9 protein-coding genes are annotated in these 11,421 nt (G+C 70.9%); 5 read left to right on the top strand and 4 right to left on the bottom strand.

Going from position 1 to position 11,421, the window contains the following annotated elements; all coding sequences use genetic code 11:
* Positions 1-13: 13 nt before the first annotated feature.
* Genes HEP74_RS06400 through pdxH form a run of 3 tightly spaced genes read right to left on the bottom strand, consistent with a single transcriptional unit; the run spans position 14 to position 1,855 of the window.
* A complete protein-coding gene (locus tag HEP74_RS06400) occupies positions 14-805 on the bottom strand; it encodes a cobalamin-binding protein (protein WP_185815700.1) in 792 nt (263 codons plus the stop codon).
* A 1-nt stretch (position 806) separates the two neighbouring features.
* A complete protein-coding gene (gene aac(6') / locus HEP74_RS06395; protein WP_255424018.1) occupies positions 807-1,259 on the bottom strand; it encodes an aminoglycoside 6'-N-acetyltransferase in 453 nt (150 codons plus the stop codon).
* On the bottom strand, positions 1,256-1,855 hold the full coding sequence (gene pdxH, locus HEP74_RS06390) for a pyridoxamine 5'-phosphate oxidase (RefSeq protein WP_185815699.1): 600 nt from the start codon (positions 1,853-1,855) through the stop codon (positions 1,256-1,258). The genes aac(6') and pdxH overlap by 4 nt, the downstream gene beginning before the upstream one ends.
* Before the next feature lie 373 nt (positions 1,856-2,228).
* Here pdxH and HEP74_RS06385 point away from each other — a divergent pair, with 373 nt between their 5' ends.
* The 5 genes from HEP74_RS06385 (at position 2,229) to HEP74_RS06365 (ending at position 7,640) form a co-directional block, all read left to right on the top strand.
* Positions 2,229-2,771, top strand: coding sequence for a shikimate kinase (locus HEP74_RS06385; protein ID WP_185815698.1), 543 nt, complete (start codon positions 2,229-2,231; stop codon positions 2,769-2,771).
* Complete coding sequence (gene aroB, locus HEP74_RS06380) at positions 2,768-3,892, top strand: 3-dehydroquinate synthase (protein WP_185815697.1); 1,125 nt, start codon at positions 2,768-2,770, stop codon at positions 3,890-3,892. Before HEP74_RS06385 ends, aroB begins: the two co-directional genes overlap by 4 nt.
* Before the next feature lie 389 nt (positions 3,893-4,281).
* Positions 4,282-4,536 carry a WGR domain-containing protein gene (locus HEP74_RS06375; protein WP_185815696.1) on the top strand — a complete coding sequence of 85 codons (255 nt, stop codon included), beginning with the start codon at positions 4,282-4,284 and terminating at the stop codon, positions 4,534-4,536.
* Positions 4,537-4,546: 10 nt separating this feature from the next.
* The gene (gene hemE / locus HEP74_RS06370) at positions 4,547-5,617 is read left to right on the top strand and encodes a uroporphyrinogen decarboxylase (RefSeq protein ID WP_185815695.1); all 1,071 of its coding nucleotides are present in this window, start codon (positions 4,547-4,549) and stop codon (positions 5,615-5,617) included.
* A gap of 592 nt (positions 5,618-6,209) precedes the next feature.
* Positions 6,210-7,640: a multidrug transporter subunit MdtD gene (locus HEP74_RS06365; RefSeq protein ID WP_185815694.1), complete on the top strand. Its 1,431-nt coding sequence runs from the start codon at positions 6,210-6,212 to the stop codon at positions 7,638-7,640.
* Between the two features lie 120 nt (positions 7,641-7,760).
* Here the strand turns inward: HEP74_RS06365 and HEP74_RS06360 are convergent, their stop codons facing one another.
* Positions 7,761-11,276, bottom strand: a complete 3,516-nt coding sequence (locus HEP74_RS06360) for a hybrid sensor histidine kinase/response regulator (protein ID WP_185815693.1) — start codon at positions 11,274-11,276, stop codon at positions 7,761-7,763.
* Positions 11,277-11,421 lie beyond the last annotated feature (145 nt).

Here is an 11,421-nt window from a genome sequence, read left to right as displayed (position 1 = left end):
TGCGCGGGCGCGGCTACTGGCGCTGCGCCCAGGCCTGCACGATGGCGGCGATCGCGCGTACACCGTCGGTCAATGCCGCCGGGCCGGGCTGCAGGATCAGCGGCGACTTGATCTCGAACAGCTGGCCGTCGCGCACCGCCGGGATCGCCGCCCAGCCCGGCCGTGCGGCCACGCGCTCCGGGCGGAAGCGCTTGCCGCACCACGAGCCGAGGATGATGTCCGGCGCGCGCCGCACCACTTCGTCGCCGTTGGCCAGGATCCGCGCCTTGGCCAGCGGTTCCACCGACAGCTCCGGAAACACGTCGTCGCCGCCGGCGATGCGCACCAGTTCGGCGACCCAGCGGATGCCGGTGATGATCGGCTCGTCCCATTCCTCGAAATACACCTTCGGCCGCCGCGGCAGCGCCGCCGCCTGCGCCGCGAGCATGTCCAGCCCGCGCTGCAGCTCGTCGGCGTAGGCCTCGGCACGCGCCCCGACGCCGACCAGCGCGCCGAGCCGGCGGACGTAGTCGAGGATGCCGTCGACGCTGCGGTGGTTGGCGATCCACACTTCCACGCCGTTGCGCACCAGCTCGGCGGCGATCTCGGCCTGGATGTCGGAAAAGCCGATCGCCAGATCCGGCTGCAGCTTGAGGATCTCGCCGATCTTGGCGCTGGTGAAGGCGCTGACCTTGGGCTTGTCGCGGCGCGCCTGCGGCGGACGCACGGTGAAGCCGCTGATGCCGACGATGCGCGCCTGCTCGCCGAGCGCGTACAGCGTCTCGGTGGGCTCCTCGGTCAGGCAGACGATGCGCTGCGGACCCATGTCAGTCCTCGACCGGCATGCGGAAATACACCACGCGCTCGGTTTCCTCGAATCCGCACGCATGGTGCGCGGCCTGCGCCGCGGCATCGTCGATCAGCGCATCGGAGGCCAGCTCGCTGCAGCCCTGCGCGCGGGTCCACTCGCGCACCTCGCGCAGCAGCGCGCGGCCGATGCCGTGGCCGCGCCATTCCGGCGCCACGTACCAGCCTTCCAGAAACCCCACCGGCGAACTGTCGGTACCGTTGACGTAGTCCTGGCGCAGGGTGACGTCGGCGAACCCGATCGCCTGACCGTCGCCGGCGAAGGCCAGGAAATTGGCCGCGTCCTCACGCTGCAGCGCTTCGGCCACTCCGCCGAAGGCATCGCGCTCGTCCGGCCACAGCGCCATCCGCAGCGCCGCCCAGGCGCGCAGGTCGGCGGCAGCGGCGGCGCGTATCGAAAACTCCTTGGTCACGGGAACAGCATCCGCTTGGACCAGTGGCCGGCGGCGTCGGCGGCGTAGTGCCAGCGCTCGTGCAGGCGGTACTTGCCGCCGTACCAGAACTCGAAGCTGCGCGGCACCACGCGGAACCCGCCCCAGCCGTCCGGACGCGGCACCTCGCGGCCTTCGAAGCTGGCCTCGGCCTTGGCCACGCGCTCTTCGAATTCCTCGCGCGACTGCAAGGTGCGCGACTGCGCCGACGCCCACGCGCCGATCTGGCTCATGCGCGGGCGCGAGGCGAAATACGCATCGGCCTCGGCCGCGGCGACCAGTTGCACCTCGCCGTCGATGCGCACCTGCACGCCGTCCTCGCGCATGCGCCGCCACAGGAACAGCAGCGAGGCCTGCGGGTTGGCCTGCAGCTCGCGGCCCTTCTGGCTGTCCAGGTGGGTGTAGAACACGAAGCCGCGCGCGTCGTAGGACTTCAGCAGCACCACCCGCGAGGATGGGCGCGCCTCCAGCGTGGCCGAGGCCACGACCATGGCGTTGTATTCGGCCTCGTCGCTGGTCCGCGCCTCCGCGAACAGGTCGGCGAACGTGGACAGGGCTTCGGCGTAGAGATCGGGCATGGCGGCAAGCACTCGGCAGACGATGCCCCATTGTCGCGCCATGCACGGCGCGACGCACGCGGCAGCGCGGGGCTGCCTTGGTGGCGGTCCTTGTTGGCCTGGACCTGGCGTCGCGATCGGTCTTGTGCACGCCAGCCGCGGCCGCGGCCCACAGCACCGTGCGGCACATGCCGTGCGTAGGCTGCGCGGACGCGCAACGCGACCGTCATGCGTGCGTCCCAGCTGACTGGCCGCCAACGCCGCGCTAGGCGGAGACGCGCCGGCCAGCGCCGAGGCGCGCTCGCGCCGCAAGCGCCACGGCATGCACTCGGCGCAATGCGTGCAAGCATGCGCGACTGGCCTGCGCACGCGGCGCGTCTGCTAGCATCGGCGGATGAATCCCGCCCCCAATCTCGTGCTGGTCGGCCCGATGGGAGCCGGCAAGAGCGTCATCGGCCGCCGCCTGGCCGAGCGCTTCAGCCTTGTCTTCGTCGATAGCGACCAGGCCATCGTCGAACGCACCGGCGCGAGCATCGCCTCGCTGTTCGAGCATGCCGGCGAAGCCGGCTTCCGCGAGCACGAGCGCAGCGTCCTGGAAAGCGTGCTCAGCACCCCCGGCCACCTCATTTCCACCGGCGGCGGCGCCGTGCTCGACGCCGACAGCCGCCACGAGATGCGCGAGCACGGCTTCGTGGTCTACCTGCGGGTCAGCGTGGCCTCGCAGCTGCAGCGCCTGCAACGCGACCGCAGCCGCCCGCTGCTGCAGCGTGGCGACCGCGAACGGGTGCTGCACGAGCTGCACGCGGTGCGCGAGCCGCTGTACCGCGAAGTCGCCGACCTGATCCTGGACACCGACCACCTCAATCCCGCCGAAGCCACCGCGCAGCTGGTCGTGCGCCTGGCCGCGTCGTGGAAACTTCCGGACCCCATTGCATGACTGTTCCCCAACGCAGCGTCGCGGTCGAAGGCGACCCGGCCTACACCATCCGCATCGGCCCCGGCCTGCTCGACGACGGCGCGCGCCTGGCCGAGCACGTGCGCGGCCGCCATGTGCTGCTGCTCAGCGACAGCAACGTGGCCCCGCTGTACGCCGCCCAGGTGCGCCAGGCGCTGCTGACGGCGCGCCCGGAGTTGCGGATCGGCGCCTTCACCATCCCCGCCGGCGAGGCCTCCAAGACCCTGGACAATTTCGGCGCGGCGATCGCCGCGCTGGCCGAACTCGGCGCCACCCGCGACGCCTGCGTACTGGCGCTGGGCGGCGGCGTGGTCGGCGACCTGGCCGGCTTCGCCGCCGCGTGCTGGATGCGCGGGGTGGACTGCGTGCAGCTGCCGACCACGCTGCTGGCGATGGTCGATTCCTCGGTCGGCGGCAAGACCGCGGTGGACATCGCCCAGGGCAAGAACCTGGTCGGCGCGTTCCATCCGCCGCGCGCGGTACTGGCCGACACCGCCACCCTGCGCAGCCTGCCGCCGCGCGAACTGCGCGCCGGCCTGGCCGAGGTGATCAAGTACGGCGCGATCCGCGACCCGCTGTTCTTCGAATGGCTGCACGCCGAACGCCATGCGCTGCTGGGCGCCGAACCGGCCGCGCTGGCGCAGGCGATCGCGCGCAGCTGCGAACACAAGGCCGAGATCGTGGCCCGCGACCCGCTGGAGAAGGGCGAGCGCGCCCTGCTCAACCTCGGCCACACCTTCGGCCACGCGATCGAGACCGAACAGGGCTACGGCGCGCCCGGCAACGCCAACCTCAACCACGGCGAAGCGGTGGCGGTGGGCATGGTGCTGGCGGCCGAACTGTCGGCGCAGCTGGGTATGTCCACGGCGCAGGACAGCGAACGGCTGCGCGCGCTGCTGGCCGACTACGGCCTGCCCACCGCGCTGCCGGCCGGACTGGCGCCGCACGCCCTGCTGGCGCGGATGCGGCTGGACAAGAAGAACATCGCCGGGCGCCTGCGGCTGGTGCTGTGGCGCGGCATCGGCCGGGCCGAGGTGGTGCCGGACGTGGACGAGGCCGCGGTGCTGGCGGTGCTGGACGCCGCAGTGCGGGCCGCGGCGTAGCACAGCCTGCCGCGCCGAGGCATCCATCCGACCTCGGCGGCCGGCTCGCCGCAAGTCCCTGTGGGGGCGATTTCAGTCGCGACGAGCGAAGTGATGGCCCTGACGACGTCTGACAGCGTCGGGACCGAAGCCCCTCCCCACCAGTGCACCCAGCCAGCATGTGCGCGTGCCCTGCACGGTGCCCGGGGCGCCGGCCTGCGCCAAGACGCGCTCGCCCCGGGACGTCGCGCGTCGTCCATGGTTCAACGCGCCAGCACATGCACGCGTCCCGCCTGCGGCCGCGGCCACCCGCCGACCATGGCCCAAACGCGCAACCCGCTTCCCTGCCCATCCCCTAACGCGCGGCCGGCGCCGACGCCGCGGCGACCTGCGATGGGTACAATCGGCCCATGCGCGTCTTCCTACAGCAACGCCCCGGCGGCAACGAGCCGCCCCGCTACATCCAGCTGACCCTGCAACCGGACCTGTTCGGCAGCTGGGAACTGTTGCGCGAGAGCGGCCAGATCGGCGGCCGCGCGCAGCTCAAGCGCGAGCAATACCTGCTGCAGGACGAGGCCCACGCCGCCTTCGAGAAAGCCCGCGATGCGCAAATCAAGCGCGGCTTCCAGGTCATGTTCATTCGCGGCGCCGACGCCCCGCGCTAAGGAAACCCCCATGCTCAAGAACGACCGTCTGCTGCGCGCCCTGCGCCGCGAGCCCGTGGACCAGACCCCCGTGTGGCTGATGCGCCAGGCCGGGCGCTACCTGCCCGAGTACCGCGCCACCCGCGCCCGCGCCGGCAGCTTCCTGGCCATGGCCAAGACGCCGGACCTGGCCTGCGAAGTGACCCTGCAGCCGCTGGCACGGTTCCCGCTGGACGCGGCGATCCTGTTCTCCGACATCCTCACCATCCCCGATGCGATGGGCCTGGAGCTGTATTTCGTCGAAGGCGAAGGCCCGAAGTTCAAGCACCCGGTGCGCGACGCGGCGGCGATCGCCCGGCTCGGCGTGCCGGACATGGAGACCGAGCTGCGCTACGTGATGGACGCGGTGCGGGTGATCCGCCGCGAACTGGACGGCAGCGTGCCGCTGATCGGCTTCTCCGGCAGCCCGTGGACCTTGGCCTGCTACATGGTCGAGGGCGGCGGCAGCGACAACTACGCGCGGATCAAGGCGCTGGCCTTGAACGAACCGGCGGCGCTGCACCAGTTGCTGTCGGTCAACACCGACGCGGTGATCGCCTACCTGGCGGCGCAGCGCGCGGCCGGCGCGCAGGCTCTGCAGGTATTCGACACCTGGGGCGGCGTGCTCAGCCCGGCGATGTACCGCGAGTTCTCGCTGCCCTACCTGCAGCGCATCGCCCGCGAACTGCCGCGCGGTGACGGCGCCGAGCGCACCCCGCTGATCCTGTTCGGCAAGGGCAACGCACCGTATCTGGAAGAACTGGCCGCCTCCGGCGCCGAAGGCCTGGGCGTGGACTGGACCATCGACCTGGCCGATGCCGCGCGCCGCACCGGCGGCCGCGTCGCGTTGCAGGGCAATCTGGACCCGGCGACGCTGTACGGGTCGCCGGCGGCGATCGAACGTGAGGTGCAACGCGTGCTGCGCAGCTATGCCGACGGCAACGGCTCGGCGGACGGCCACGTGTTCAACCTCGGCCACGGGCTGTCGCCGGACATGCAGCCCGAGCACGTCGGCGCCCTGGTCGCCGCCGTGCAGCGGCACAGCCGTCGCGGGCAGGCATAGCGCCGCACACCGAGCCGGCGCACCCGCTGGGCGCCTTGCGTCCCTCGGATGCGAGAAGTGGCGCAACACGCGCTTCGGCCATCCTGCAGTCGGGACTGAAGTCCCTCCCACAGTGCACCCAGCCGGCTTGCTGCAAGCTCCTGTAGGAGCGGCTTCAGCCGCGACGAACGAAGTGGTGAACCCGACCGCTGCGGACACCGGTCGGGGCTGAAGCCCCTCCTACAGTGCACCCAGCCGGCTTGCCGCAAGTCCCCTGTAGGAGCGGCTTCAGCCGCGACGAACGAAGTGGTGGACCCGACGACTGCGGGCATCGGTCGGTGCTGAAGCCCCTGTGCACCCAGCCAACTCGCCGCAAGCTCCTGTAGGAGCGGCTTCAGCCGCGACGAACGAAGCAGTGGACCCGACGGGTTCGGACAACTTTGGTACTGAAGTCCCCCGGCAGAACCGAAGACAGCACCCCGCGCGACACGCCTCGATCCGCCATCGCAGCAAGACTGCCGTGTTCGCCGCACACCACAACCGCCCGCTGCTGCACGACGCCGCCACGCGATCTGCGCGATCCTATGCACCCCTCGCGTTGCCGTGCGTGCCGATGTCCGCGCCCTCCCCCGATCCGATCTCCGTTCCGAACTACCGCAGTTTCCGGCCGCTGCTGTGGCTGGTGTCGCTGGCCATCTTCATGCAGATGCTGGACGCGACCATCGTCAACACCGCGCTGCCGGCGATGGCGCGCAGCCTGGGCGAAAGCCCGCTGCAGATGCAGTCGGTGGTGTTCAGCTATGCGCTGGCGGTGGCGATGTTCATTCCCGCCTCGGGCTGGATCGCCGACCGCTACGGCACGCGCCGCACCTTCCTGGCCGCGATCGTGCTGTTCACCCTCGGCTCGCTGCTGTGCGCGGCGGCGCCGCGCCTGCCCTACCTGGTCGCCGCGCGCGTGCTGCAAGGCATCGGCGGGGCGATGCTGCTGCCGGTTGGGCGCCTGGCGGTGATGCGCTCGGTGTCGCGCGAGCAGTTCCTGAGCGCGATGAGCTTCATCGCGATCCCGGCGCTGATCGGGCCGCTGGTCGGGCCGACCCTCGGCGGCTGGCTGGTGCAGGTGGCGTCGTGGCACTGGGTGTTCCTGATCAACCTGCCGATCGGCGCGATCGGCTTCGCCGCGGCGCTGAAGGTGATGCCGGATTTCCACGGCGAGCAGCGCACCCGCTTCGACCTGATCGGCTACGCGATGCTGGCGTTCGGCATGATCGCGCTGTCGCTGGCGCTGGACGGGATTTCCGAGCTGGGCCTGCGCCATGCGTTCGTGATGCTGCTGGCCATCGCCGGCCTGGCCGCGCTGATCGGCTACTGGCTGCACGCGGCCAACGCGCCGGCGGCGCTGTTCCCGCTGCACCTGTTCAAGGTGATCAGTTTCCGCATCGGCATCCTCGGCAACCTGTTCGCGCGCGTGGGCAGCGGCAGCATGCCGTTCCTGATCCCGCTGCTGCTGCAGGTCGGCCTGGGCATGAGTCCGATGCGCGCGGGCCTGATGATGATCCCGGTGGCGCTGGCCGGCATGGCCGCCAAGCGCGCAGCGGTGAAACTGGTGGAGCGCTACGGCTATCGCCGGGTGCTGATGACCAACACCGTGCTGGTCGGCGTGGCGATGGCCAGCTTCATGCTGTTCGACGCCGGCCAGCCGCTGGGCTGGCGGCTGTTGCAGCTCGCGCTGTTCGGCGCGGTCAATTCGTTGCAGTTCACGGTCATGAACACAGTGACCCTGCGCGACCTGGACCGCGACCAGGCCAGCGCCGGCAACAGCCTGCTGTCGATGGTGATGATGCTGGCCACCGGCTTCGGCGCCGCCGCCGCGGGCAGCCTGCTGGCGGCCTTCAACGACCACCTCGGCGACAGCCACGGCGCCACCGCCGCGCTGCACGCGACCTTCGTCTGCGTCGGCGCGATCACCCTGACCTCGACCCTGATCTTCTGGCAACTGCCGGATACGCGGCCGCATCCGGACAAGGTGGAGGAAGTGGCTGAATAGCTGGGAGGCTGGGAATGGAGAATCGGGAATGGGGAATCGAAAAACAAAATCTGCCTCCCTCGCCTCTGACACTACACGCTCGCGGCGCCCTGCTTTTCCCTATTCCCGTTTCTCCATTCCCTATTCCCGGCCCCCAAGCACTGCCTCGATCGCCTCGGCCAGCATGTCTCCCGTCACCGGCTTGCGCAGGAAGCCGTCGAAGCCGGCCGCGCGGGCCTGCGGTTCGGCGTCGGCGTCGGCGCGGGCGGTGACTGCGATCAGCGGCATCTCGTAGCCGAACACGCGCAGCTGCCGCGCCAGCGCCAGGCCGTCCAGGCCGGGCAGGTCCAGGTCCAGCAAAGCCACGTCGAAGCGGTTGCCGGCCGCTTCGGTCAGCGCCGCCAGCGCATGCGCGGCATGGGTGATGTGGTGCCCGCGCGCGCTGAGCAGGCCACTGACGACTTCGGCAACAGTGGGGTCGTCCTCGACCAGCAGGATGCGCAGCGGCTGCGTCGCCGCCAGGGCCTCGCGTTCGCTGCGTGCAGCCGGATGCAGCGCTTGCGGGGTCCACGGCAGCGGCAGGTCGACGATGAAGCGGGTGCCGACGCCGAGCTTGCTGTGCAGTTCCACGCGGCCGCCCATCGCCACCGCCAGTTCCTGGCAGATCGCCAGGCCCAGGCCACTGCCGCCGTAGCGGGCGGCGGTGCGCGGGCCGTCGGCCTGTTCGAAGCGTTGGAACAGCCGCGCCTGCTGCTCGGCGTTGATGCCCGGGCCGGTATCGGCGACCTCGAAACGCACACCTCGGCTGTCGTGCAGCGGCGCGACGCGCAGCGTCACCCCGCCGTGATCGGTGAACTTGATCGCGTTGTTGAGCAGGTTCAGCAGGATCTGCCGCACCCGGGTCGCATCGCCGCTGGCGGTCACCGCCGCGGGCATCGCGTTGTCCAGGGCGAAGGCCAGGCCGCGGCTGTGCGCCATCGGCGCCATCATCGCCTCCAGTTCGCCGATCAGCTGGATCAGGTCGAACGGCTGCTGGTCCAGTTCCAAGCGGCCGGCCTCGATCCGCGCCAGGTCCAGCGCATCGTTGACCAGGCGCAGCAGGTGCGCACCGGCGCGGCGGATCGAGTCGGTATAGCCGCGCTGCTTGGGATCCAGCGGCGTGGCCAGCAGCAGTTCGCTCATGCCCAACACGCCGGTCATCGGCGTGCGCACCTCGTGGCCCAGCGTGGCTAGGAAGCGGGTCTTGGCCAGCGAGGCCTGCTCGGCCAGCTCCTGCTTGTGCAGCGCCAGTTGCCAGGCATTGCGCCGGCGCAGGCGCCGCCGGTACAGATAGGACGCCAGCCACAATGCCAGCAGCGCCAGCAAGGCCAGCCCGGCCATGCCCCAGGGGCTGCGCCACCACGGCGGCAACACGCGAAAGCGCAGCGTGGTCACCTTCGACCACACCTTGTCGGCGGTGCGCGCCTGCATTTCCAGGGTGTAGTGGCCCGATGGCAGCCGCGAGAACAGGCGCTCGCCGCTAGCGCCGACATCCACCCAGTCCGGGTCGTAGCCGCTGAGCCGGAACCGGTAGGTGTTGGCGTCGGTGTCGGAGAACGACAGCAGGCGCGCGACCACATGCAGGTCGCGGTCGCCTTCCTGCAGCGCGATGCTGCCGGCATGCAGCAGATCCAGCGCGCGCTCGCCGCGGCGCACGCCGATGCGTTCGATCACCAGCGGCGGCTGCCGCCGCGACGGCACCACCTGCGACGGCTCGAACAGCACCACCCCGTCCGGGGTGCCGCCGAGGATCTGCCCGCTGCGCGCCTGGATCAGGGTCTGGGCGCGGAATTCCTGGTTGGGCAGGCCGTCGCGCACGCCGTAGGAGCGTATCGCCTTGCTCGCCGGATCGACCCGGATCAGGCCGCGCACGCTGCTCAACCAGGCCACGCCGCTGGCATCGACCACGATGCCGTTCGGCGCCAGCGACGGGAACTCCTGCTCGGCGTCGATGCGGTCGAGCAGGCTCAGCCGCTCGCCGTCCCACAGATAGCGTTCCAGGCGGCCGAGGCTGGCCAGCCACACCACGTTGCCGTCGGTGATGGTGAAGGCGCTCAGCGGCCGCGTCGGCGCGCCCGGCACCGGCACGAAGCGCTCGCTGGTCGCGTCCCAGGCCAGCACCCCGTATTGGCCGAGCACCCAGGGCTGGCCCAGCGGGCCCGGCCGGGCATCGTCCACGGTCAGCTCCGACGGCAGCCCGTCGGCGCCCGGGGCGATGTTGCGCAGCACGTGCCCGTCCAGGTCGCGGACCTGGGCGCCGCCGAACTCGCCGAACAACCACAGGCGGCCGTCGCCGCTGAGCACCAGCCGGTCGATTTCACCGGGTATCGGCGCATCGGCGCCATCCTGCTTGCCCCAGCGCCGCACCTCGCCGCTGACCGGGTCGTAACGCAACACCGTCGCCGCGGCCGCCGCCCACACCCGGCCCTGCGCATCCTCGCCCAGCACGCGCGACCATTCGCGGCCGAACAGCGCGGTGATGTGGTGGCGCACCGCACCGGTGCCGGGATCCAGCTTGTCCAGCATGCCGCGCGTGCCCGTCAACCAGACCCCGCCATCGCGCGATGCGGCAGTCGCCATGACGTAGGGATTGCCCATCGAGTCCGGATCGTCGACCCGGTACGACAGCACCGAGAACTGCCGCCAGTTGGCCGGCAGATACCACAGGCCGGCATTGAAGCTGGCGAACCACAGATCGCCTTCGCGGTCCTCGAACGCCAGCGACCAATTGGGCTTGACCAAGCCATGCGCGGAATTGCTGTACAGCGGCACGTTGCGGATCTGCCCGACATCGCCCTCGCGGCCCAGGCCGTCCATGGTGTCGAACCAGCGATTGCCGTGGCGGTCGTGGACCAGCATCCCCAGCACGCTCTCGCTCGGCATGTTGCGCCAGTACGGCGCCACCGCGCTGCCGTCGGTGCGCAGCAGGCGCACACCGCCCTGGCTGGCCACCCACAGCGAGCCGTCGCGCTCGGGGGTCAGGCCCTGCACTTCCGGCCGCGGCAGCGCCGAGGCCGGCAGCCGTTCGAAATCGTGCCCGGTCCAGCGCGCCACGCCGCCGCGCGTCCCCACCCACAGCGTGCCGTCGGGCGTAGTCGCCAGCGAGGTCACCACCGGCGATGGCAGGCTGCGCTCGTCGCCCGGCATCGGCATGTAGCGGCTCAGTTTGCCGTCCGCCTGCAGCCGGTCCAGGCCGCCGTTGGCGGTGCCGAACCAGAGGCTGCCGTCGGGAGTGGACGCGATCGCCCAGACCGTGGCGCCGCCGATCTGTGGGTAGTTACTGCGGTCGTAATAGCGGAACGTGCGCCGGTCGGCCGAGAGCATGCCCAGGCCAGCGTTCTGGGTGCCGAACCAGACCCGGTTCTGCGCATCCACGTGCACGGTCCAGATCTTGTTGTCGCGCAGCCCGTCCTCGATCCGCCAGATGCGGTAGCCGCGCCCGTCGAAGCGCGCCAGGCCGTCGCTGCTGGCCAGCCACAGGTAGCCGAGCTGGTCTTCGGCGAAGCCGTTGATGCTGTTGGACGGCAACCCGTCGGCCACGGTCAACTGGCGCGGCTGCGGGGTCGGCGGCACCGCCGCCACGAGCGCCGTCGACCACAGCAGCAGTAGCCATCCCAAGATCCGTCTCGACCGCATCCTCGTCCCCTTGTGCATGGGCGCCGTGTCCCCCGATGCCCGCCGCCATCGTCGGCGATAAGCGCCGCCGCTGGCAACAGACGGATGGTGGGCGCGGGACTCGGGACTCGGGACTCGGGACTCGGGA

This window comes from Xanthomonas sp. SS (assembly GCF_014236835.1).
Lineage (GTDB): Bacteria > Pseudomonadota > Gammaproteobacteria > Xanthomonadales > Xanthomonadaceae > Xanthomonas_A.
The sequence above is the reverse complement of the archived record's forward strand: the minus strand, read 5'-3'. Positions and strand labels throughout refer to the sequence as shown.